Origin of the sequence: Actinokineospora enzanensis DSM 44649, from assembly GCF_000374445.1 — a bacterium.
Taxonomy (GTDB): domain Bacteria; phylum Actinomycetota; class Actinomycetes; order Mycobacteriales; family Pseudonocardiaceae; genus Actinokineospora; species Actinokineospora enzanensis.
Genome location: NZ_KB894403.1, coordinates 560922 through 584886, shown reverse-complemented (window position 1 = coordinate 584886; position 23965 = coordinate 560922). Strand labels below are relative to the sequence as shown.

Annotated in this window: 13 protein-coding genes; 11 read left to right on the top strand and 2 right to left on the bottom strand. The window is 73.1% G+C overall.

What is annotated here, in order from left to right; translation table 11 throughout:
• The 6 genes from C503_RS0102430 to C503_RS0102405 are packed head-to-tail and all read left to right on the top strand — an operon-like array spanning position 1 to position 4736.
• On the top strand, positions 1-498 hold the full coding sequence (locus tag C503_RS0102430) for a 3-hydroxyacyl-ACP dehydratase FabZ family protein (protein ID WP_018680609.1): 498 nt from the start codon (positions 1-3) through the stop codon (positions 496-498).
• A gap of 3 nt (positions 499-501) precedes the next feature.
• Complete coding sequence (locus C503_RS0102425; protein WP_018680608.1) at positions 502-1590, top strand: beta-ketoacyl synthase N-terminal-like domain-containing protein; 1089 nt, start codon at positions 502-504, stop codon at positions 1588-1590.
• Entirely contained in the window at positions 1587-2366 is a 780-nt protein-coding gene (locus tag C503_RS0102420) for a beta-ketoacyl synthase N-terminal-like domain-containing protein (protein WP_018680607.1), read from the top strand. Before C503_RS0102425 ends, C503_RS0102420 begins: the two co-directional genes overlap by 4 nt.
• A gap of 11 nt (positions 2367-2377) precedes the next feature.
• Positions 2378-3154 (top strand): alpha/beta fold hydrolase, encoded by a 777-nt coding sequence (locus C503_RS37545; RefSeq protein ID WP_156892904.1) that lies wholly within the window; start codon positions 2378-2380, stop codon positions 3152-3154.
• On the top strand, positions 3151-4011 hold the full coding sequence (locus C503_RS47615; RefSeq protein ID WP_018680605.1) for a hotdog family protein: 861 nt from the start codon (positions 3151-3153) through the stop codon (positions 4009-4011). The genes C503_RS37545 and C503_RS47615 overlap by 4 nt, the downstream gene beginning before the upstream one ends.
• A complete protein-coding gene (locus tag C503_RS0102405; protein WP_018680604.1) occupies positions 4008-4736 on the top strand; it encodes a class II aldolase/adducin family protein in 729 nt (242 codons plus the stop codon). The genes C503_RS47615 and C503_RS0102405 overlap by 4 nt, the downstream gene beginning before the upstream one ends.
• A gap of 64 nt (positions 4737-4800) precedes the next feature.
• Here the strand turns inward: C503_RS0102405 and C503_RS0102400 are convergent, their stop codons facing one another.
• Positions 4801-6336, bottom strand: coding sequence for an AMP-binding protein (locus C503_RS0102400; protein ID WP_018680603.1), 1536 nt, complete (start codon positions 6334-6336; stop codon positions 4801-4803).
• Between the two features lie 207 nt (positions 6337-6543).
• On the opposite strand from C503_RS0102400, the gene C503_RS0102395 reads away from it, so the two are divergent.
• Positions 6544-7635: an LLM class flavin-dependent oxidoreductase gene (locus C503_RS0102395; RefSeq protein ID WP_018680602.1), complete on the top strand. Its 1092-nt coding sequence runs from the start codon at positions 6544-6546 to the stop codon at positions 7633-7635.
• Complete coding sequence (locus C503_RS0102390; protein WP_018680601.1) at positions 7632-8897, top strand: cytochrome P450; 1266 nt, start codon at positions 7632-7634, stop codon at positions 8895-8897. The genes C503_RS0102395 and C503_RS0102390 overlap by 4 nt, the downstream gene beginning before the upstream one ends.
• Before the next feature lie 49 nt (positions 8898-8946).
• On the opposite strand, the gene C503_RS0102385 is transcribed toward C503_RS0102390, so the two are convergent.
• On the bottom strand, positions 8947-10167 hold the full coding sequence (locus C503_RS0102385; protein WP_018680600.1) for a cytochrome P450: 1221 nt from the start codon (positions 10165-10167) through the stop codon (positions 8947-8949).
• A 537-nt stretch (positions 10168-10704) separates the two neighbouring features.
• Here C503_RS0102385 and C503_RS0102380 point away from each other — a divergent pair.
• From C503_RS0102380 to C503_RS37535, 3 genes are read left to right on the top strand one after another with little or no spacing between them, the layout of a single operon-like run.
• Positions 10705-11829 carry a ParB/RepB/Spo0J family partition protein gene (locus C503_RS0102380; protein WP_156892903.1) on the top strand — a complete coding sequence of 375 codons (1125 nt, stop codon included), beginning with the start codon at positions 10705-10707 and terminating at the stop codon, positions 11827-11829.
• On the top strand, positions 11789-18364 hold the full coding sequence (locus C503_RS37540) for a non-ribosomal peptide synthetase (protein ID WP_018680598.1): 6576 nt from the start codon (positions 11789-11791) through the stop codon (positions 18362-18364). Before C503_RS0102380 ends, C503_RS37540 begins: the two co-directional genes overlap by 41 nt.
• Complete coding sequence (locus C503_RS37535) at positions 18361-23841, top strand: non-ribosomal peptide synthetase (protein WP_018680597.1); 5481 nt, start codon at positions 18361-18363, stop codon at positions 23839-23841. The genes C503_RS37540 and C503_RS37535 overlap by 4 nt, the downstream gene beginning before the upstream one ends.
• Positions 23842-23965 lie beyond the last annotated feature (124 nt).

The window sequence follows — 23965 nt, the reverse complement described above, 5'->3', positions numbered from 1 at the left end:
ATGTCCACTGTGGAGCGTGTGGTCGACCACGCGGCGATCCGCGACCTGCTGCCGCAGCGTTATCCGATGCTGCTCGTCGACCGGGTGGTCCAGGTGCGCGCGGACGGGTTGACCTCGGTCAAGGCCGTGAGCGCGACCGAGCCCTGCTACCGCGCCATCCCGGCGGCCGCGCCGACGGAGAGCTGGGCGTACCCGGAGGCGTTGCTGGTCGAGTCGTTCGGGCAGTCGGCGGCGTTGGCGTGGCTGCTGGTCGGTCCCGCCGACCAGCGTGAGCGGCTGACCGGCGGGAACCTGCTGCCGTTGTTCGCCGGGCTGCGGGACGTCTCGTTCGAGGGCGCCGCCTACCCGGGGGACGTGCTGCGCAACGAGGTCCGGCTGGAACACGTCAGCGACGGGGCCGCGTTCGCGTCCGGCGAGGTCCTGGTGGGCGACCGGGTGATCGCGCGGTTCGGCTCGCTGATCGCGGTCACCCGGCCCGGCGCCGAACTGGCCGGGTGAGCCGTGGACATCGTCGCGAGCGCGGTGCGGACCTGCCTGGGCGACGGCGCGGAGACCTTCGACGCCGTGGTGGCGGGCCGGTGCGGGGTCGCCGACCTGCCCTACATCAGCCCGGACGCCGTGCACGTCCGCCGGGGCTACCCGATCGCCGGTCCGTCGGCCGAGGACCCACTCCGGGCGAGCAGGCTGCTGACGGCCTGCGTGGCGGAGGCGGTCGGGTCCGTCCGGCTCGCGGGTCGGGTCGTCGCGTTGGTGGGGACCGGCCTGGGGGAGCTGCGGGCGGTGGAGCGGGCGTTCGTGGACGACGTGCCCGTGGCCGCCGAGCGCCTGCACTTCGCCGACGCGGTGCGCGCGGCCTGCCCGGCGGCCGAGGTGCGCACGGTGTCGAACGCGTGCGGTGCAGGCGGGCATGTGCTGGCGTTGGCCCAGGACATGCTGGAACTGGGCGACGCGGACGTGGTGGTGGTCGCGGCGACGGACTCGGTGACGGAGTCGATGCTGGCCATGATCGGCCGGGTCGCCGACGAGCCCGCCGACCGGGTCCGCCCCTTCGACGTCGACCGGCCGGGCGTGCTGCTCGGGGAGGGCGCCGCCGCGTTCGTACTCGTGCGCTCGGCCCCGGCCCCGCTGGCCCGCGTGCTGGCCACCGGACTCTCGTGCGACGCCCACCACGAGACCGCCCCGGACCCGACGGGCATCCGCCGCGCGGTGGACGACGCCCTGGAACGGTCGGGGCGTGCGCCCGAGGACGTCGATCTGGTGCTGGCGCACGGGACCGGCACGGCGCTCAACGATCCGGTCGAGGCGGGCGTGCTCGGCGCGGTGTATGGGGACAAGCCGCTGGTCAGCGGGCTGAAGGGGGCGATCGGCCACACCTCGGGGGCCTCCGCCCTGCACAGCCTGGACGTCGCCGTCCGGGCTCTGCGCGCCGGGGTGTGCCCGCCGATCGTGGGGCTGCGGACGCCGCTCCCCGAAGCGGCTGGTCTGCGGCTGGCAGGCGAGCGGACGGCGGCCGCGCTGCGCACGGCCGTGGTGGACGCGTTCGGATTCGGCGGGGTGAACGCCGTGACAGTGGTGGAGGCGGTCCGATGAGCGCGCGGGTGTCGGTCACGGGATGCAGTGTCTATGTGCCGGACCTGGGCGCGCCCGGACCGGAGAAGGCCAAGCAGGTCCTCGGTCGCAAGGGCCTGCTCTACAAGGAACCCGCCACCCGCCTTGCGCTCTGCGCCGTGCACCGGGCTCTGGGTGGGGAGGACGGCGTCTGGGTGGAGCCCGGCGAGGTCGACCCGCACACGGCCGTGGTGGCCGCGAGCAACCTGGGCAGTGTTTCGTCCATTGTGGACACTGTGCGGACGGCGCGGGCGGAGGGCTGGCGGTCGGTGTCGCCACTGGCCGCGCCCAACGCCTCGGCGAACGTCATCGCCAGCACGGTGGCCATCTGGTACCGGTTCGGTGGACCCAACCTGCTGTTCTGCTCCGGCGCCCTGGCCGGTATGGACGCCATCGCCGCTGGTGGCCTGCTGATCCGCTCGGGCCGGGCGCGCCGGGTGGTCGTGGTCGGGGCCGAGCCGGAGGACCCGGTCGCCCGCGAGGTGCACGCAGGCCGGTCGGGCAAGCCCCGACAACTGCGGCAGGGCGCCGGTTGCCTGCTGCTGGAACCGGCGGGCGCGCCCGGTGCCCTCGCCGACCTCGGTCTCGTCCGATCCGTCGAAGGTTTGTCCGAACCGGACGAGTTCTACGGCGCCGACAGTGTGATCCGGGTGGCGATGGCGGTGTCCGAACCGGATGCCGACCGGGTCGAGATCGTCGGTGGCGACGACGCCGACGGTCGGCGGTCGATCACGGTCTTCCGGGCGGGTGGGCGATGAGTCTGTTTCGGATGCACACTTTGTCGGCTGCCGAGGGTGCGCGATCGGCTGTGCTGCTGCACGGTATGGAAGCGTCCTGGCGCGGCTGGGAACGCCTGGCCGCGCGGCTCGGCGACCGCTACCGGCTCACCGCGCTCGAAATGCCCTGGCACACCGGCAACGCCTACCGCTGGACCCGCCACCGGTCTCCCGGCGGGTGGGTCGCCGACGCGGTGGACGCGTTGCCGGAGCGGCCCGACGTCGTCGTCGCGCACTCGTTCGCCGCGAGCGCCACCCTGGAGGCGTTGGCGGATGGGCTGTTCGCGCGGGCCGTCGTGCTGCTGGCCCCGTTCTACTGTCCGCCGGAGCACCGTGTGTCGTGGGAGATGTTCGACGCCACGCGGGCCGCGTTCGAGGGGTTGATCACCGACTCGCTGCGGGGTTGGCTGGGTCGGCACGGCAAGCCGGGGGCCGATCCCCGGGTGCTGTCCGGGATGGCCGACAAGCTGGTGGACCGGATGGGCCCGCTCGCCTTCACCGAGTGGTTCCGCCAGTTCACCGCGACCGCCGGGCTGGACCTGGCCGCCGTGGCCACCCCGACGCTGGTGCTCACCGGTCCGCGCGACCTGGGGCTGGCGGGCGGCCGGGACGAGGCGCTGGCCAAGGCGATGCCCGCGGCCGCGGTCCGGGTCGAGCCGGACTACGACCACTTCGGACACATCCGCACCCCGGCGCGGGTGGCCGAGATCATCGACGAGTTCACGACCGGGGCGCTCGGCCCGGTGCAGACGAAGGAGACCGCCCGATGACCGTCGCAGGCACGACCGCGGCCCTGCGCCCCCGGTACGAGGGGGCCAACATCCGGACCTGGATCGGCTTCAAGCACTTTCTCTACCTGGCCGAGGAGGCCGTGCTCGGCTGGTTCCGCGACCGCGGCGACGGACCCGCCCGCCTCTACCACGACTGCGGCGTCGGTCTGTCCGTCGTGGACGTCTCCGCGCTGCTGCCCGCCGTGCTGGAGGTCGACGACGTGGTCACCGCCGAGGTCGAGCGGATCTCGGTCGACCGGTTCGCGGTGCGGCTGCGGGCCCGCGAGGGCGAGACCGTGCTGCGCGCCAAGCTCCGCGTCGCGCTGGTCCGTGACCACGACCGGACCGCCCCGGTCGTGCCGGTGCCCGATGACCTGACCGAACTGGTGGTGGACGAGGTGGTCGCCGACGCGCCGGAAGCGGAGGAGGCCGACTACAGCTGGACCTGGCGTATTCCCTACTTCCACTGCCAGTACTCCGACCGTATGCAGATGTCGGGTTATGTCCGCGCCGTCGAGGAGGTCGTGGATCGTTTTCTCGCCGACCGTGGCATCTCCGTGGGCCGCTTCCTGACCGAGCGCGGCTGGATCCCGGTGGTCTCCCGCGCGTCCGTCCGAATGTTCGGCGACGCGCACATGGAGGAGGAGATCCGCACGAGCTTCACCGTGACCGGCATCCTCCGCGACATGGTCTTCGACGGCCGCGTCGACTTCGACGTCCACCGCGATGGTGAATGGGTTCGAGTGGCCCAGGGCCAGATCCTGCACGGCTATGCGATCAGCCGTGGTCCGGACGCGGGCGGCGTGGCGGAGCTGGACCCACCGACCGTCGTGGCCTTGCTCGGGCGGCGGGCGTGAGAACGGTTGCCGAGGAACGGCTGCGGCGCAAGCAGCGTCTCGCGGCTTCGCTGCGGCTGTTCCATCGGTATGGGTTCGATGAGGGGGCGGGTGGGCATCTCACCGTCCGCGATCCCGAGTATCCGGAGCGGTTCTGGGTGAACCCGTTCGGGCGGTCGTTCGGCAGGCTGTGTGTGTCGGATCTGATCCTGGTGGACGCGGGCGGGGAGGTTGTGGAGGGGGAGGGGAAGGTCAATCCGGCCGGGTATGTGATCCATTCGCGGGTGCACGCGGCTCGGCCGGATGTGGTGGCCGCTGTGCACACGCATAGTGTGTATGGCCGCGCGTTTGCTGCTCTGGGGCGGCGGTTGGATCCGTTGACGCAGGATTCTTGTGCGTTCTATGAGGATCACGGGCACTACGCGGGGTTTGGCGGGGTGGTTTTGGATGCGGCCGAGGGGGAGCGGGTTGCTGCCGCGCTTGGGCCGTGCAAGGCGGTGATCCTGCAGAACCATGGGCTGCTGACGGTGGGCGGGTCCATCGAGGAGGCTGCCTGGTGGTTCGTGAGCATGGAGAGTTGCTGCCGGGTCCAGCTGATCGCGGAGGCCGCGGACAAGCCGGTTCTCATCGACCCGGTGGAGGCGCGTGGGACTCGGGATGTGATCGGGTCGCCGCAGCTGGGCAGGCTCAACTTCCGGCCGCTGTATGAGCAGATCGTGCACGACCAGCCTGACCTGCTCGACTGATACCGGGCTGCCGGTCGCTGTCGACCATGCCTGCGGACCTGTGGATGGTTCCGGCCGGTTGTCCTCAGTCCGCCCCGAACCGCTCCCGCAGCACCAGCCGCCGCACCTTGCCCGACGCCTCGCGAGGCAGTGACGGCACCACCTGATACGAGCGCGGGACCTTGAATCCCGCCAACCGCGTCCGGCAATGGCGGTCCAGCTCCTTGTCCGGATCGGCCAACCCGGCCTCCGGGTCCAACTCCACCACCGCGCACACCCGCTGCCCGAACTCCTCGTCCGGCACCCCGAACACCACCGCGTCCAGCACCGCCGGATGATCCAGCAGCACGATCTGCACCTCGGCCGGATACACGTTCACCCCACCTGACACGATCATGTCCCCAGCGCGCCCGGTCAGATACAGGTACCCCTCATCGTCCAACCTCCCGATCTCGCCATAGGTGAACGTCCCGTCACCGAGATGGGCTGCTCGGGTCTTCTCCGGCGCGTTCTGGTACTCGAACCCGGTCCGCCTGCGCAGGAATACCCGTCCTTCCCGGCCCGGTGGGAGTTCGTTCCCGTCCTCGTCGACTATCAGTAACCGGGTGCCCGCCATCGCGCGGCCGACGCTGCCCGGGTGGCGGAGCCAGTCGACGCTGTCGATGACCGTGGCGATGCCGCCCTCGGTGGCCGCGTAGTACTCGACCAGGACCGGGCCCCACCAGTCGATCATCTGGCGTTTGAGCTCCGCCGGGCAGGGGGCGCCGCCGTGCCAGACGCGGCGGAGGGTGTGGCCGGAGAAGTCGGTGCGGACCGTGTCGTCGAGGCGGAGGAAGCGGACGAACTGGGTCGGGACGAGGTGGGTCTGGCTCACCGCGTGCTCGTCGATCAGGCGCAGGGTCTCGGCCGGGTCGAAGCGGGCGCGGGTGATCAGTGGCGCGCCGTGCAGCAGCGGCAGCAGGCAGAAGAACAGCTGGCCCGAGTGGTACCAGGGCCCGCAGAGCAGGTTCGCGCCGGTCGGGCGGATGCCCAGGTGTGCGCAGATCCGGTCGACGCGGGTGCGGGTGCTCTCGATGCCGTCGCCGAGGCCGAACAGGTTGGACACCACGTACTTGGGCTTGCCGGTGGTGCCCGAGGTGTAGAGGCCGACGGTGCCGGACACCTGGTCGGCGGGCTCGGTGTCGCTCATCGCGGCCAGCAATGGCTCCACGGCGGCGAACCCGTGTTGGTCGTCCGCTCCATAGACCGCGGCCAGGAGCGGGGACAGGCCGCTTTCCCGCACCGCCTGGGCCGTGACGGCGGCGTGGTCCTCGTCCGCCAGCACCGCCACGCTGTCCGAATCGGACAGTTGGTAGGCGATCTCCGGCGCGGTCAGGTGCCAGTTCACCGGGATCAGCACCAGCCCGGCGTGCAGGCAGGCCAGCATGATCTCGACGGTCTCCACCCGGTTCCCGGCCACCACCGCCACCCGGTCGCCGCGTCGGATCCCCCTGGAACGCACCAGGTGTACCCATCGGTTCACCCGTGAGTCCACTTCGGACCAGGACACCCGGCGTCGCCCGTCGTCCACAGCGGACTCGTCGGCCCGCTCCCTGGACATCGGCTCCAGCAGTCCGGCCATGCCGTCCCCCTCCGTGGCACAGGCGCGGGACGCGCCCTCGTCGAGGCAATCAGGTGGTGGTGGTGGTTCTCAGGTCGCGCGGTGTCGGGCTTGTGGGTGCGTCGGCGCACCGGAGATTCTGCTGTGCGCCGTGGTCGGCTGCCTAGCCGCCTGCCTACCGTGGGCCCGGCGGGAACGCCGGTCGGCACGACAGATCCGGGGAGACCGATGGCGCTGCACCTGCACTGGTTCCTGCCCTCGCACAGCGACGGACGCGACATCGGCTGGCGGCCGCGCGCCGGTCACGCCAGCGCCCGCGCGGCCCGCCGCGACCCGGACATCGGCTACCTGACCCAGGTCGCGCTGGCCGCCGACCGGCTCGGGTTCGAGAGCGTGCTGACCCCGACCGGCCTGTTCTGCGAGGACGCCTGGCTCACCGCGGCCGTGCTGGCCAGGGAGACCGAGCGGCTGCGGTTCATGGTCGCGCTGCGGCCCGGGGTGACCGTGCCGACGGCGGTGGCCCAGATGGCGGCCACCTTCCAGCGGCTGTCCGGCGGCCGGTTGATGTTCAACATCGTGGCGGGCGGCGACCCGGACGAGCTGCGCCGCTACGGCGACTGGCTCGACCACGACGCCCGCTTCGCCCGCGCCGAGGAGTTCCTGACCGTGCTGCGCGGCGTATGGCGGGGTGAGCCGTTCTCCTTCACCGGCGAGCACTACCAGGTCGCCGAGGCCCTGCTGGCCAAGCCTGCCGACGTCGAGCCGACGATCTTCGTGGGCGGCTCCTCGCCCGCCGCCCAGTCCGTGGCGCTCTCGCAGGGCGACGTCTACCTGGCCTGGGGCGAGTCCCCGCCGCAGCTGGGCGAGCTGATCGCGGGCGTGCGGGAACGGGCCGCGGCGAAGGGCGCGCGGCTGAGCTGCGGCACCCGCTTCCACGTCATCGCCCGCGATACCGAGCGGGAGGCCTGGGCGGAGGCCGACCGGCTGGTGGCGGGCATGGACCCGGCCAAGGTCGAGGCCGCGCGCGCCCGGTTCGCGCGCAGCGAGTCCGAGGGGCAGCGGCGGATGGCGGCCATGTCGGCGCGCGCCGACGACCGGATGGAGGTCCACCCGAACGTCTGGGCGGGCTACGCCATGCTGCGGCCGGGCGCGGGCGCGGCCCTGGTCGGCAGCCACGAGCAGGTGGCCGAGCGGATCGCCGAGCTGCACGCGCTGGGCGTCGACCACCTGTTGCTGTCCGGGCAGCCGCACCTGGAGGAGGCCTACTGGTTCGGCGAGGGCGTCCTGCCGCTGCTCAAGGCGGACGGGATCCTGGCGTGACCACCATCGACCGCAGCCTGCTGGCCGACCCCGCCCGCTACGTGGCCGGGCCGCCGATGGCCGAGTTCGCCCGCCGCCGCGCACACGAGCCGGTGGGCTGGGTGGACGAGCCCGAGCTGGTCCGGCACCGCCCGGACGGCACCGCGGTGACCCAGCGTGGGGACGGCTTCTGGGCCGTCACCCGCTACGCCGCCGTCCGCGAGGCCTCCCGCGCCCCGGAGGTGTTCTCCTCCGCCGCGGGCGGCGCCTTCCTGACCGACCCCAAGTCCCGCGCCGACGCCGAGCGCACCCGGCAGCTGCTGGTCAGCATGGACGCCCCCGAGCACACCGCCGTCCGCCGCGTGGTCACCGCCGCGTTCACCCCGCGCGCGGTCCGCGAGCTCGGCGCCGCCATCGAGGCGCACGCGCACGCCCTGGTCGGGCGGGTGGTCGCGGCCGGGGAGTTCGACGCCGTCGCCGACCTGGCCGCCGACCTGCCGCTGCTGGTGCTGGCCGACCTGCTGGGCATGCCGCGCGAGGACCGGGCGCTGCTGTTCGACTGGAGCAACAACCTGGTCGGCTTCGACGACCCCGAGTTCGGCGGCGGCGACGTCGCGGCGTTCCAGCAGACCTTCGTACAGGCCTTCGGCTACGCGCTGGCCGCCGCGGCCGACCGTCGCCGCAGGCCCGGCGACGACCTGGTCAGCAGGCTGGTCACGGCCGAGGTCGACGGCAGGCGGCTGACCGAGCGCGAGTTCTGCCACCTGTGGCTGCTGCTGGTGGTTGCGGGCAACGAGACCACCCGCCACCTGGTGTCCGGCACCGTGGAGCTGGCCGCCGACCGGCCGGAGGTGCGGGCCGCGCTGGGGCCGGGCGGCGACCACGCGACCGCGGTGGACGAGCTGCTGCGCCGGATCACCCCGATCATGCAGTTCCGGCGGACCGCCGTGCGCGACACCGTGCTGGACGGCCAGGCGATCGCCGAGGGCGACAAGGTGGTGCTCTACTTCCTGTCCGCGAACCACGACGAGTCGGTGTTCGCCGACCCGCACCTGCTCGACCTGGCGCGCGACCCCAACCCGCACCTGTCCTTCGGCGTCGGCCCGCACTTCTGCCTTGGCGCCCACCTGGCCCGCGCGGAGGCGGTGGCCCTGCTGCGCGCGCTGGCCCCGCACGTGGGCGGGCTGCGCAGGCGGGGCCCGACCGAGCGGCTGGCGTCGAACTTCATGAACGGGATCAAGGCGCTGCCGGTGGCGGTCACCGGGGGCAAGGCCGCCAACTGAGCCTTTGCCCCGGTTGAACGCGCCTCGACCCGGCCTCGACGAGCACCTGCTATCCGGCGTTCCCGGTCGAGCACCCGGGTCGGCCGATGGCCACGGGCACGGTCTCGAACCCGCGGAAGCTGGTGTGCTCCCGGCGCGTGGGCGCGCCCGCGGACTCGAACCGGGCGGCCGCGGCGACGTGCGTGAACACCGACGCGGCCTCGATCCGGGCGAGCGCGGCACCGAGGCAGAAGTGCGGGCCCGCGCTGAACCCCAGGTGCGGGTTGGGCGAGCGGGTGATGTCGACCCGCTCGGGCTCGGCGAACCGGCGTTCGTCGTGGTTGGCCGAGCCGAGCAGCAGCACGACCAGCCGGTTCGGTCGAATGGTCCGCCCGCCGACCGCCAGCGGCGCGGTGGCGACCCGGGCGGTGGCCTGGATGGGGGCGTCGTGGCGGAGGAACTCCTCGGCGGCGGACCCGGCCAGCTCCGGCCGCGCGCGCAGCAGGGCCAGCTGGTCGGGCCGCCGCAGCAGGGTCGCGCAGCCGGTGCCGATGAGGTTGGTCGTGGTGTCGAACCCGGCGAAGAACAGGAAGATCACGTTGTCCACCAGGTCGTCGGCGGTGATGCCCAGGCCCGCGTCGGCGGTGGCCAGCACCCCCTCCAGCGGGTCGCCCGCGCGGCCGGTGCGGTCCTCCAGCAGCGCGCGGACGTAGTCGCGTAGCCAGCGCACCGCGGCCGCGGCCGCGGACAGGTCGCCCTCGGCGCGCACCCCGGTGCCGAACGAGCGGCTCAGCGCGACCGCGTACGGGCGGACCATGTCCCGGTCCGCGGCCGGGATGCCCAGCAGCTCCGAGGCCACGGTCACCGGCAGCGGGTAGGCGAGGTCGGCCACGATGTCGGCGGTCGGGTGTTCGGCCATCCGCGCGAACAGCTCGCCCACCAGACGGTCGATCCGCTCCCGCAGCGTCGCCATCGCGCGCGGGCTCAGCAGCCTGCCCATGGCCCGGCGCAGAGCGGTGTGCACAGGGGCGTCGCGGTTGAGCACGGTGGCGCGGAAGAAGTCGGTGACCTCCTCCGGCTGCCCGGACGCCCGGTAGACCAGGTCGGGGAACTCGTGCCCCAGCCGGGGGTCGGTCAGCAGCGCGGACACCTCCGCGTGCCGGGTGACCGCCCAGGTGCCGGGGCCCGCGGGCACCACCGGGCCCGCCGCGCGCAGCTCCCGGTAGGCGGGGTAGGGGTCCTCCAGCGCGGCGATCCCCACCGCGTCGTAGGTCTCGCGGGCGGCGGTCATGGGCGCTCCTCAAGGATGTCGGCCGGGCATTTCGCGGCCAAGGATCGCCGCCATTCAAGATCGTTGTCGCCGGGTGCGGCCGATCGGCGGTTCACCTGTGTGAAATTGCCCGGTAATGAATGGCCCCGGTGGGAAACCGACCACAGTGGATTCATACCCGAATGGGCGGTCGCCGCGGGCGGTCCGAACCGGTCGGTGCGACCGGAGCGGTGTCCGCGCCCGGGGTACCCGGATCCGGGGCGTCCGGTGTACCACGCCGGATTCGTCCGGCGACTCCCGCGCCCGGCCGTCGGCTGCTGCGCCGATCGGCCCAGTATCCGGGTTTGCCTGCGCCGCCTGGATTTCCGCCGTCCACTGTGGTCGAAGTCGGTACCCGGCAACGGAAGTCACGCAGCGGTGTCGACGCGCCCGGCGCATCCACTCGTGTCGCCTATTGCTCTCAGGTGGACACTCCGGTCAGGATCACCGGCGGTGCCGAACGAGCGCGAAGGCCGGACACGGCGAGCAATCCGACTGGTCACAAGGGGGGCCTGGGACATGCCGACTGTCGAGACCGGGAAAAGCGAAGAATTAGGCAGGATTCCACTACCCGGCAACGACGTGTCCGGGCCGGTCTGCCGGGTGCACGTCGCTTCCCTGCTGCCCGCCGACTCGCCCCGGCTCGACGGCGAGAACCTCGAACACGCCCGGCTGCTGGCCGAGACCGAGGGCGCGCTGCCGCCGATCCTGGTGCACCGCCCCACGATGCGCGTGATCGACGGCATGCACCGGCTGCGCGCGGCCGTGCTGCGCGGCGACGACCACATCGACGCCCGGTTCTTCCAGGGCGGCGAGGACGCGGCGTTCGTGCTGGCGGTGCAGGCGAACATCGCGCACGGCCTGCCGTTGTCGCTGGCCGACCGGGAGTCCGCGGCGCAGCGGGTGATCCGTTCGCACGCGCACTGGTCCGATCGGGTCATCGCCGGTGCGACCGGACTGGCCGCGAAGACCATCGCCGCGATCCGCCGTCGGATGGAGGACGAGCTGCCCCAGCCGGAGGCGCGGATGGGGCGGGACGGCCGGTTGCGGCCGCTCAACAGCGCAGAGGGCAGGCGCATCGCCAGCCAGATCATCGCCGCGCAGCCGGAGGCGTCGCTGCGCGAGATCGCCAAGTCCGCGGGCATCTCCCCGGCCACCGCGCGGGACGTGCGCGAGCGGATGCGCCGCGGCGACGACCCGTTGCCGCCGCGGCAGCGCGGCGCGGAGGCGGGCGAGCAGCCCCGGGCCGTGCCGCCCGCCCAGCGCGGCCGCCGCGCCCCGGTCGCCCCGGACCGCACCACGATCATGCTGCGGCTGCGCCGCGACCCGGCGCTGCGCTTCTGCCAGTCCGGCCGGATGCTGTTGCGCTGGCTTGACGCGCGCACCACCGGCCCGGACGGCTGGGAGGAGTTCGTCGACGACATCCCCACGCACTGCATGTACGTGGTGGCCGACATCGCCCGCGGCATGGCCGAGGACTGGATGCGCTTCGCTCAGCAGCTCAAGGAGCGCTCGGCCGCCACCGCGGACGCGTCGGTGCCCGGCCCGCGCCCGATCCCGCACCAGCTCACCGCCACCCCGCACGTCGACCCGAGGAGCCAGGATGTCCCGCAACCCCCTCGCGCCGCCGGTGGTCTCGCTTGACCGGCTGCGGGCCGACATCGGCGCCGCCGTGGGGGACCCGGGCGCGTTGGACGCCGCGTCCGGGGACCTGATCGCCTGCGGCCTGGACTCGGTGAAGGTGATGGTCCTGGCCAGCCGCTGGCGGGCGGCCGGGATCGAGGTCCGGTTCGCCGACCTGATGGACCGCCCGACCCTGGACGGCTGGTGGGAGCTGCTGCGCGGGCAGACCGCCGCGGCCCCCACCCCGGTCGACGCAGCCGCCGCGGCCGACGACCTGGAACCGTTCGATCTGGCCACCATGCAGCACGCCTACTGGGTGGGCCGCGACGAGAGCATCGTCCTCGGCGGTGTGGCCACGCACTTCTACGCCGAGTTCGACGGCGCCGTGATCGACCGCGCCCGCCTGGACACCGCGGTGCGCGCGTTGCTGGAGCGGCACGCGATGCTGCGCGCGCAGATCCTCGACGACGGTCGTCAACGTGTGCTACCGCGCTCGCCGTGGTCGGGCACCACCGTGCACGACTTCCGCGCTCTTGACAAGGAAAGCGTGACCGCGGGACTGGCAGCGGTACGCGAAAGGCTTTCACACCGCCGGTTCGACATTGGCGCGGGCGAGGTCATGGACATCGCGCTGTCCCTGCTGCCCGACGGCACCGCGCGGCTGCATCTCAACCTCGACATGCTGGTGGCCGACGCGCTCAGCTTCCGGATCATCCTGCACGACCTGGCCTGCCTCTACGCCGACCCGGACGAGCCGCTCCCGCCCATCGACTACAGTTTCCGCCGCTACCTCGCCGACCGCCGCTCCCGCCCGGACCCGGCGCGCGCGGCGGCGGAACGGTATTGGCAGGAGCGGGTTGCCGGACTGCCCGGTCCGCCCGCGCTGCCCCGCTCCACCGACGCACGGCTGACCAAGGACCGCCGCGTCACCCGGCGGTTCCACCGGCTCACCCCGGACGAGCGCGGTGTGCTGGCCGTGGCCGCCGCCCGGCACGGGGTGACGCTGTCGATGATGTTCGCCGCCGCGTTCGCCGAGACCGTCGCCGCGTGGAGCGCGGAACCGGACTTCGTGCTGAACGTGCCGTTGTTCGACCGTGAACTACTGCACCCCGATGTGGCGCACCTGGTCGGCGACTTCACCAACCTGCTGATCGTGGCCGTGCAGACCGGCGGCCCGTCCTTCGCCGACACCGCGCGGGCGGTGCAGGCACGGTTGACCGCCGACACCGCGAACTCGGCGGTGTCCGGGCTGGAGGTGCTGCGCGAGCTCGGTCGCCAACGCGGGGGACAGGCGATCGCGCCGGTCGTGTTCACCAGCGCCATCGGTCTGGGCGAGCTGTTCACCTCGCAGGTGCGGTCCTGTTTCGGCGACGCGGGCTGGAACATCTCGCAGGCGCCGCAGGTGTGGCTCGACCACCAGGTCACCGAGGACGCGGGCGGCCTGCTGCTGAACTGGGACGCCATCGAGGAGCTGTTCCCCGACGGCGTCCTCGACGCGATGTTCGCCGGTTACCGTTCCCTGCTGGACTGGTTGGCCGAGCCCGGTTCCGACTGGCACCGACCGGTGCCGTGCCTGGTGCCCGCCGAGGCGGTGGCGCGTCGGGCGGAGGTCAACGCGACCGAGGGGCCGCAGCGGCGGACCGTGCTGCAGGAAGGCTTCCTGGCCGCCGTCGACAGTGATCCCGATCGTCCGGCCTTGGTCGCACACGGCCGGGAGATCGGCTACGGCGAGCTGGCCGCACGCGCCCGCCGGGTCGCCGGGATGCTGTGCGCGGCCGGGCTGGAACGCGGCGACGTGGTGGCGGTGACGCTGCCGAAGGGGGCCGGCCAGTTCGAGGCGGTGCTGGGGATCCTGTTCGCCGGGGGCGTGTTCCTGCCGGTCGGGGTCGAGGTTCCCGCCGCGCGCCGGGCCGCCGTGCACCGGGTCGCGCGGGCCCGGTTCGTTCTCGCGGACTCCGACATCGACGCGGGCGACGACGTCCCCGTGTTCGTATTGTCCGATTCGGAGAGAGCCGAACCGGCCGAACCGGTGCCTGCGGACGCGGACGACCTGGCTTATGTCATCTACACCTCCGGCTCCACCGGTGAGCCCAAGTGCGTGGAGATGACGCATCGGGCCGCGATGAACACGGTGGAGGACATCGGCGACCGGTTCGGCGTCACCGGCGAGTCGCGTGGGTTCGCGCTGTCCGCGTTGGACCACGACTGGTCGGTCTACGACATCTTCGCCTTCCTGTCGGTCGGCGGCTCCCTGGTGCTGGTCGAGCCCGAGCACCGCAAGGACGCGCACCGCTGGCTGGAGCTGGTGCTCGCGCACCGGGTGAACGTGTGGACATCCGTGCCCGCGCTGCTGGACATGCTGCTGGTCACCGCCGAGGCCCGGCAGGTCCGCCTGCCGCTGCGGCTGGCGATGGTCGGCGGCGACTGGGTCGGCCTCGACCTCCACGACCGGCTGCTGGCCCTGGCGCCCGGGTGCCGGTTCGTCGCGCTGGGCGGCGCGACCGAGGTGGGCATCCACTCCACCTGGCACGAGGTCGCCGGGATCCCGGCGGGCTGGCGCTCGATCCCCTACGGCGCGCCGCTGCGCAACCAGCTCACCAGGGTGGTCGACGCGGCCGACCGCGACCGGCCGGACCTCGTGCCCGGTGAGCTGCTGCTCGGCGGCGTCGGCGTGGGCCCCGGCTATCGCGGCGATCCCGGGCTGACCGCGCGGCGGTTCCCGGAGTGGGACGGCACCCGCTGGTACCGCACCGGCGACATGGCCCGCTTCCACCCGGACGGCACGCTGGAGTTCCTCGGCCGGGTCGACGCCCAGGTCAAGATCCTCGGCCACCGGGTCGAGCTGGGCGACGTGGCCGCCGCGCTCACCGCGCTGCCCGGGGTGACCCGGGCGGTGGCCGTGCTGACCCGCGACAGTCCGCCTGCGCTCGTTGCTGCGGTCACGGTCGACACTGTGACGGTCCGAACGGATACGGTCGAAACAGTCACCTGGGACGCGGAGGCCGTCCGCGTGGAACTGTCGACGCGGCTGCCCGAACACATGGTGCCGCGCCGGATCGCGCGCGTGGACACGTTGCCGCTCACCGCCAACGGCAAGATCGACCGCCGGGCCGTGGCCGAGCTGCTGACCGGTTCCGACGGTGCCGCGCCGACCGCGCCGCCGGAGGGACCGGTGGAGGAGCGGGTCGCCGCGCTGTGGCAGGATCTGCTGCGCAAGGAGAACGTGGGCCGCGACGACGACTTTTTCGCCCTGGGCGGCAACAGTCTCCTCGCGACCCGACTCGTGACCGCGTTGCGCGGAGTCGGCTTCCCGGATGTGCGACTGTCCGATCTGTTCACCCGTCCGACCTTGCGTTCGCTCGCGGAAGGCTTGGTGGCACGGGAAGTCGACGACGAAACAACTTCGGCCGCGTCGTCCGGGTTGATGGCCCGACCGGGCGAGCGGTATGAGCCGTTCCCCGCGACCGACGTCCAGCGCGCCTACTGGCTGGGCCGCAGCCCGGAGTTCACGCTCGGCGGCGTCGGATCCCACTGGTACTGGGAGTTCACCGGCGCGCCGGTCGATGTGGACCGGTTGACCCGGGCGTGGGACGCGGTCGTCCGCAGGCACGACATGCTGCGCGCCATCTTCGACGACAACGGCGACCAGCGGGTGCTCGCCGAGGTGCCCGGGTTCGTCATCGAGACCACGCACGGGGGAGCGGAGGCCGTCGCGCGCATGCGGGAGGCCATGGCGCACCGGGTCTTCGCGCCCGATCAGTGGCCGCTGTTCGACCTGCGCGTGGTCACCGCCGCCGACGGCACCGCCACGGTCGGCATCGGGCTGGACTTCCTGACCTTGGACGCGATGAGCATCATGCTCGTCGTCGGCGAATTGGCCGAGCGATACGCGAATCCGGATCTGGTCCTGCCTGGGATCGGGGTCAGTTTCCGCGACTGCGTGCTCGCAGGCGCCCCCGACACCGACCGCGTCGAGCGCGCGCGCCGGTACTGGCTGGACCGCGTCCCCACACTGCCGTTGGGACCACGCCTCCCGCTGGCACGTCAACCCGAGGAGTTGACCACTCCCCGGTTCACCCGCCGCGAAGGCCGGTTGTCGGCGACCGCGTGGCAGGCGATCAGCGAGCGCGCGGCCGCCCGGGGCGTGACCCCGTCCACGGTCGTGGCCACCGCGTTCGCCGCCGTCATCGCGAACTGGAGCGCGGACCCGTCGTTCACCCTCAACTTCACCCTGTTCGACCGCCCCGACCTGCACCCGGACATCTACCGCGTGGTCGGCGACTTCACCTCTCTCTTGTTGGTCGCGCACGAGCCGGAAGCGGGGGAGCCGTTCGCCCGCGCGGCCCGGCGCATGCAGGAACGCGTGTGGTCCGACATGGAGCACAGCGCCTACTCGGGCGTCTCCGTGCTGCGGGACCTGGCCGCGCACCACGAGCGGATGGACGTGCCGGTGCCGGTGGTGTTCACCAGCACGATCGGCATGGCGGCGGTGTCGGACCGGCCCTTCTCGCTGCGCACCCCGTTCGGCGAGTACTCCGGCGGGCTCTCCCAGACCCCGCAGGTGTGGCTGGACCACCAGGTCACCGAGCACGACGGCGGCCTGCTGCTCAACTGGGACGCGGTCGAGGACCTGTTCCCCGACGACGTGCTCGACACCATGTTCGCCGCCTACCGGCGGGTGCTCGACCACATCGCCGCACCGGACGCCGACTGGTCGGAGCCGCTGGTGATCCCGCTGCCCGCCGAGCAGGCCCGGATCCGGGCACAGGTCAACGACACCGGGGACCCAGTCCCGCAACGCCTGCTGCACACCGGGTTCCTCGACCGCGCCGCCGCCGAGCCGGACCGGGTCGCGTTGGCGTGGTCCGGCGGTTCCCTGACCTACGGGGCCCTGCGCGAGCGGGCCGACCGGATCGCCGGGTCGCTGCGCGCGGCGGGCGTGACCGGTGGTGACCGCGTCGCGGTCAACCTGGCGCGGGGCGCCGACCAGATCGCGGCCGTGCTCGGCGTCCTGCACGCGGGCGGGGTGTATGTGCCGATCGGGGTCGACCAGCCCGCGCAGCGTCGCGACCGGATGCTGATCACCGCCGGGGCCCGCGCCGTGATCACCGCCTCGACCGACCCCCTGCCGGGCGGGATCGCGCTGGTCCGTCCATCGGACACCGCCGAGCCGTTCGGGCCGCCCGCGCCCACCGACCCGCGCGACCCCGCCTACATCATCTTCACCTCCGGCTCCACCGGTGAGCCCAAGGGCGTCGAGGTCGACCACGCCGCCGCCTGGAACACCGTCGCCGACATCAACGACCGCTTCGGCGTCGGACCGGACGACCGGGTGCTGGCCGTGTCCTCGCTCGGCTTCGACCTGTCCGTCTACGACGTGTTCGGCCTGCTCGCGGTCGGCGGCGCGGTCGTGCTGGTGGACGAGGACCACCGCGCCGACGCGCCCGCCTGGCGGGCGCTGATCGCCGAGCACGGGGTGACCGTGTGGAACTCGGCGCCCGCGTTGCTGGACATGCTGACCGCCACCGACGCCGGACCCGCCCCGACCGGGCTGCGGCTGGCGCTGGTGTCCGGCGACTGGGTCGGCCTTGACCTGCCCGGCCGGGTCGCCGCGCACACCGGCGGCTGCGTGCTGGTCGCCATGGGCGGTGCCACCGAGGCGGCGATCTGGTCCAACTTCCACGTCGTCGACGAGGTCCCCGCGCACTGGACGTCCATCCCGTACGGCACTCCGTTGCGCGCACAGCGGTTCCGCGTGGTGGCGGACGGGCGGGACAGACCGGACCGGGTGCCGGGGGAGCTGTGGATCGGCGGCGCGGGCGTGGCCCGTGGCTACCACGGTGACCCGGAGACCACCGCGTCCCGGTTCGTCACCACGGCGGACGGCCGCTGGTACCGCACCGGCGACCTGGGCCGCTACTGGCCGGACGGCACGCTGGAGTTCCTCGGCCGGGTCGACCAGCAGGTCAAGGTGCGCGGCCACCGCATCGAGCTGGGCGAGGTCGAGGCCGCGCTGCGCGGACACCCCGGGGTGGACCGGGCGGTCGCGCTGGTCGTCGGCGAACCGGTGCGCAGGCTCGCCGCCGCCGTCGTGCCCGACGCGTCCGGACTGGACACCGAGGCGCTGCGCGCGCACCTGGCCGAGCGGCTGCCGGACTACATGGTGCCCGCCACCGTGCTGGTGCTCGACGAGATCCCGCTGACCCGCAACGGCAAGGTCGACCGCGCCGCGCTGGCCACCGCCGCGACCGGCACCCGGGCCACCGGGTCGGCGGCCCCCGAGGGCGCGCTGCAGCTGGCCATCGCCGAGCTGTGGACCGACCTGCTCGGCTGCGGCGCGCTCGGCCGCGACGAGAGCTTCTTCGCCCTGGGCGGCGACAGCCTGCTGGCCACCCGGCTGGTCGAGCGGGCCAGGCGGACCTTCGGCGTCCGGCTCACCCTGCGCGACCTGATGGCCGCGCCCACCGTGGCCGCGCAGGCCCGGCTGGTGGCCGCCAGGGCGGCGGCGACCGGGTCCGACCCGGCAGGCGAGACCTACGAGGAAGGCGAACTGTGAACCCCACCGAGACCGACGCGGTGTCCACGCTCCCGGTCACGCCAACGCCCACCCACCCGGACGGGTCCACATCCACCCACCCGGACGGGTCCACATCCACCCACCCGGACGGGTCCACATCCACCCACCCGCCCACCCGACTCGATGGGACGGCGAACGGGACCATCGCCGCGCTGGTCGCCGAGGCGGAGGCGGCCGGGGTGGAGCTGTGGGTGGCGGACGGGCAGGTCCGGTTCCGGGCCGCGCGCGGCGCCCTCGGGGACGACCTGCGGGCCCGGCTGCGCGAGCACAAGTCCGCCATCGCCGAGCACCTTGGCGCGCTCGCCACCGCCACCCACGACGAGCCCGCCCGGTTCGAGCCGTTCCCGCTGACCGACATCCAGGCCTCCTACCTGCTGGGTCGCGGCTCCGCCTTCGCCTACGGCGGCGTCGGCTGCCACGCCTACGGCGAGCTGCGGTTCGCCGACCTGGAGCCGGAGCGGGTCACGGCGGCCTGGCAGGCCCTGGTCGAGCGGCACGACATGCTGCGCGCGATGGTCGACGACGGCACCGCCATGCGCGTGCTGCCCGAGGCCGTGCTGTCGGTGCCCGCCGTGGACGTTCGCGGTCGAGGTGCCGAGGCGTTGGACAGCGCGGTGGCCGCGACCCGGGCCGAGCTGGACCACCACGTCTACGACCCGCGCGAGTGGCCGCTGTTCGGGGTGCGGGTCACCCGGGGCGACGGCGGCGCGGTCCTGCACATCTCGGTGGACTTCCTGATCGCCGACTACGTCAGCATCCAGGTCCTGCTCGGCGAGTTCACCAGGCTCTACCACCACCCGGCCGAGCCGCTGCCCGCCCTGGACATCACCTTCCGCGACTACCTGGCCGCCGAGCGGCGCCTGCGCGGCACCCGCGCCCACGAACGCGACCGCGCCTACTGGTGGAACCTGATCGACGACCTGCCGCCCGCGCCCGACCTGCCCGTGCGCGGCGATCGCGGCGGCGACCGGGTCCGGTTCCGCCGCCACGAACTGACCCTGGACCGCGCGGCCTACGCGGCGCTGCGGGCGCACGCGGGCGAGCACGGCCTGAGCCCGTCGACCGCCGTCCTCGCCTGCTACGCGGCGGTGATCGGCCGGTGGAGCCGCAAGCGGCGGTTCACCCTCAACCTGACCCTGCTCAACCGGCTGCCGCTGCACCCGCAGGTGGACCGGCTGGTCGGGGACTTCACCTCGGTCGTGCTGCTGGACCTGGACTCCGATGACTCCGGAGTGTCCGGTTCCTTCGGGGAGCGGGCGCAAGGTGTGCAAGCGCGGCTGTGGGAGCACTTGGACCACCGGCTCGTCGGCGGGGTCGAGGTGTTGCGCGAGGTCGCCCGCCGCCGTGGCCAGGACGCCGCGTTGATGCCGGTGGTGTTCACCAGCGCGCTCGGGCTGGGCGACCTGGACAAGCTGGACGAGCCCGCCCAGGAGGCGGGCGCGCTCGGTGCCGGGATCAGCCAGACCCCGCAGGTGTGGATCGACTGCCAGGCGCTGGAACGCGACGGCGGGCTGACGGTCAACTGGGACGTCCGCGCGGGCGTGTTCCCGGACGGCGTGGTCGAGGACATGTTCGCCGCGTTCGGTGATCTCGTGCGCTCGCTGGCTTCCTCGGCCGTAGCGTGGTCCGAGACGACGTCGATTCCGTTGCCCGAACGGCAGCGGGAGGTGCGGCGCGCGGTCAACGACACCGTGTACACCGAGCCGGATACCTTGCTGCACGACGACGTCGTCGCCCGGTGTCTGCGCGCACCGGACCGCCCGGCCGTGCTCACCTCCGACCGCACGGTCACCTGCGGCGAGTTGCTGGGCCGGGCCTCCGCCGTGGCGGCCGCGCTGCTGGAGCGCGGTGTGCGGCCGGGGGACCTGGTCGGTGTGGTGATGGAGACCGGGTGGGAGCAGCCGGTCGGCGTGCTCGGCGCGTTGCTCGCCGGTGGCGTGTATGTGCCGGTGGATCCGACGCAGCCTGCCGCGCGCATCGCCACGGTTCTCACCGGTGCCGGTGTGCGGTACGCGCTGGCGACGAAGGCGACGGCCGATCTCGTCGTCGAGACCTCGGGTGGTGCCGAGGTGATCGTGGTGGACGAGCTGGCCGCGATCGACCCGGCCGCGGTGACCCGGCCCGAGCGTGACCCCGCCGACCTGGCCTACGTCATCCACACCTCGGGTTCCACCGGTCGGCCCAAGGGCGTCATGATCGCCCACCGGGCCGCCGCCAACACCGTGCGCGATGTCAACCGGCGCTTCGGGGTCGGTCCAGAGGACCGGGTGTTGGGGTTGGCGAGCCTGGCGTTCGACCTGTCCGTCTACGACCTGTTCGGCCCGATCGCGGCGGGCGGCGCGCTGGTCCTGCCCGACCGGGACCGGCGCGGCGACCCGTCGCACTGGGTGGACCTGCTGCTCATGCACAGCGTCACTCTCTGGAACTCCGTCCCCGCCCAGCTGCAGATGCTGCACGACTACCTGCGCGTGGACGCGGGCGTCGACCTGCCGTCCCTGCGCCTGGCGATGCTCAGCGGCGACTGGATCCCCGTTCCGCTCCCCGACCAGGCCCGTGCCCGCGTGCCGGGGCTGGAGCTGGTCGGCATGGGCGGCGCCACGGAGGCCTCGATCTGGTCCATCCTGCACCCGATCGGCACTGTCGATCCTCGGTGGACATCCATCCCCTACGGCAAGCCCATGGCCAACCAGACCTTCCACGTGCTGGACGAGTCCGACCAGGACTGTCCTGACTGGACTATCGGCGAGCTGTGGATCGGCGGCGCGGGAGTGGCGGAGGGCTACCTCGGTGACGCCGAGCAGACCGCCCACCGGTTCCGGTCGCACCCGGTGACCGGCGAGCGCCTCTACCGCACCGGCGACCTGGGTCGCTACTGGCCGGATGGGACGATCGAGTTCCTGGGCCGCGAGGACGACCAGGTCAAGATCCGCGGCCACCGGATCGAGCTGGCCGAGATCGAGGTCGCGCTGCTGGCGCACGAGGCCGTCGGCGGCGCGGTCGCGTTGGTCGAGGGCGACAACCCGTTCGAGCGCAGGCTGGCCGCGTTCGTGGAGACCGCGCCCGCCGAGGCGGCCGACCCCGCCGAGCTGGTGGCCCGGTTGCGGGCGGGCGCTGGGGCCGAGATCGCGGCCGTGCGCGCGGAGATGGACGCCGAGAGCGCGGTCGCCTTCGCGGCCGAGCTGGACCGCACCGCCCTGCTGGCCATGATCTCCGCGCTGCGCGGCCAGGGCCTGTTCGCCACACCCGAGTCGGCGCACACCTTCGACGAGATCGTCACCACCGCCAGGGTCGCGCCCAAGCACGCGCGCCTCGTCCGCCGATGGGTCAAGGCCCTGACCCGCAACGGCGTCATGCGCTCGGCGGACGGCAGGCTGACCGGTGTGCCGTCGGTGACGCCTGCGGACGTGGCGGCGGCGTGGGCGCGGGTGTACGAGCTGCTGCCGGACGGCGGCCACCGGCCCGAGCTGGTGGAGTACTTCCGCACCGCGACCGAGCACCTGCCGACCCTGCTCGCCGACGAGACCGACCCGGTGCGGCTGCTGTTCCCGGAGGGCAGCCTCGACATCCAGGAGTCCGCCTACCAGGGGAACTTCCTGAGCAAGGCGGTCAACCGGCTCGTCGTGTCCACCGTGGTGGAACTCGCCCGCTCGCACGCGGGCGAGGACCCGTTGCGGGTGCTGGAGGTGGGCGCGGGTGTCGGCGGCACCAGCATCGACCTGATTCCCGCGCTCGACCCGTATCCGGTGCGCTACCTGTTCACGGACGTGTCGTCGTTCTTCCTGAACGCGGCGCGCGAGCGGTTCGGCGAGCGGCACCCGTGGGTCGACTACGGACTGTTCGACCTGAACATCGACAACGCCTCCCAGGGGCAGCCGCCGAACGGCTACGACGTCGTGCTGTGCGCGAACGTGCTGCACTACGCCAAGAACGTCGAACACGCGGTGGCGCGGCTGCGCGAGCTGCTGCGGCCCGGCGGCTGGCTGGTGTTCATCGAGACCACGAAGGACAACTACCAGATCCTCACCTCGATGGAGTTCCTCTTCGACGCCACCGCGGGCGACTTCGAGGACGTGCGCGGCGGCCAGGACGAGACCTTCGTCGCCCTGGACCAGTGGCGCCAGGTGCTCGCCGACTGCGGTGCCGAGCCCGCGGTGTGCCTGTCCGAGGCGGACCGGGCACTGGACTCCATCGGCATGCACGTGTTCGCGGCCCGGTTCAAGTCGGACCGCGCCCCGGTGTCCACTCCGGAACTGGAACGCCACCTCGCCGCCCGCCTGCCCGCCTATATGCTGCCCGCCTCGCTGACCGTCCTGGACGACCTGCCGGTCACCCGCAACGGCAAGCTCGACCGCGGCGCGCTGAAGGCCATGCGCGCCATGGACCCCGCCGAGGGCTCCGGCGCGGGCGCGACCGAACGCCCCGTCGGCGACGTGGAGACCGCCCTGGCCGAGGTGTGGGGCCAGGTGCTCGGCGTCCCCGAGGTCGGCCGCGGTCAGGACATCTTCGTCCTCGGCGGCGACTCCCTGCTGGCCGCCCAGCTGGTCGGCCGCATCCGCGACGAGGTCCCCGCCGCCGCCACCGTCCCCTTCGACCGGATGCTGCGCGACCTCCTGGAGGGCGCCACCATCCGCATCCTCGCCGATGGACTGTCCACTATGGACTCCATCGGCGACTCCCGGACCGAGGCCACCCCCTTCGTCGTGCTACGCCCCGGCACCCCCACCACGGTCGCCGTCCACGACGGCACCGGCCTCGCCGACCCCGCCCTGGTCGCGGGCCGGGAACCGGCCGCTGCCCTGGTGATCGCCGACCCCGCCGAGTACCTGCGCTCCGACCCCACCACCCTGATCGAGTGGCAGGCCGCCGAGTACACGGCCCACCTGACCGACCCGGCACCGGCCCTGGTCGGCCGCGACCTCGGCGGCCTGCTGGCCCTGGAGATCGCCCGCGTGCTGGCCGAGTCCGGCCGCCCGGTCCCGTCCCTCACCGTGCACGTGGACTGCCCTGTCTCGGCCGCCGTCGGCGACGACCTGCTGGCCGAGTACCTGTTCACCCGCGCCCTGGGCGGCCCCGGCCCGATCCCCGAGCCCGACCTGGCCGCCGCCGTCGAGTCCATCCTGGCCGTCTCCCCGGACGCGGTGCCCCCGGGCCGCCTCGCCTACCCCGGCCAGGAAGGCCCGACCCCCGGCGTCACCGACCGCCTGCGCGCCCTGGCCGAGCAACCGGCCGCGCAACGCCTCGCCCACCTCGGTGCCGAAGGCGCACAACGCCATGAACTCTTCCGCCACGGCCTGGACGCCCTCCACCGCCACGACCCCCAGCCCTACCTGGGCGACGTCACCGTGGTGATCGAGTTCGACCCGGAACTGTGGCCGTCGGGCGCCCGCGCGGTGCGCGCCTTCTGGGAACGAACCTGCCTCGGCAAGGTCACCTTCACCACCCGGGGGCGATCATGACCATCGGTCGCCACACCCCGTCGGATCGGCACCGTCGAGCGGTCGTGACCACCCGGCCTGGTTCGCCTCGTGGCAACGGTCGATTCCGGTTGATGGCCGTCGCTCGACCTGCCTGCGAGCAGCC

What these genes read in the sequence shown, in the direction of transcription:
- C503_RS0102395 (WP_018680602.1), top strand. Translation starts at nt 6,544, where the DNA reads ATGGCGCTGCACCTGCACTGGTTCCTGCCCTCGCACAGCGACGGACGC.
- C503_RS0102420 (WP_018680607.1), top strand. Translation starts at nt 1,587, where the DNA reads ATGAGCGCGCGGGTGTCGGTCACGGGATGCAGTGTCTATGTGCCGGAC.
- C503_RS37540 (WP_018680598.1), top strand. Translation starts at nt 11,789, where the DNA reads ATGTCCCGCAACCCCCTCGCGCCGCCGGTGGTCTCGCTTGACCGGCTG.
- C503_RS0102400 (WP_018680603.1), bottom strand. Translation starts at nt 6,336, where the DNA reads ATGGCCGGACTGCTGGAGCCGATGTCCAGGGAGCGGGCCGACGAGTCC.
- C503_RS37545 (WP_156892904.1), top strand. Translation starts at nt 2,378, where the DNA reads ATGCACACTTTGTCGGCTGCCGAGGGTGCGCGATCGGCTGTGCTGCTG.
- C503_RS0102385 (WP_018680600.1), bottom strand. Translation starts at nt 10,167, where the DNA reads ATGACCGCCGCCCGCGAGACCTACGACGCGGTGGGGATCGCCGCGCTG.
- C503_RS0102380 (WP_156892903.1), top strand. Translation starts at nt 10,705, where the DNA reads ATGCCGACTGTCGAGACCGGGAAAAGCGAAGAATTAGGCAGGATTCCA.
- C503_RS47615 (WP_018680605.1), top strand. Translation starts at nt 3,151, where the DNA reads ATGACCGTCGCAGGCACGACCGCGGCCCTGCGCCCCCGGTACGAGGGG.
- C503_RS0102430 (WP_018680609.1), top strand. Translation starts at nt 1, where the DNA reads ATGTCCACTGTGGAGCGTGTGGTCGACCACGCGGCGATCCGCGACCTG.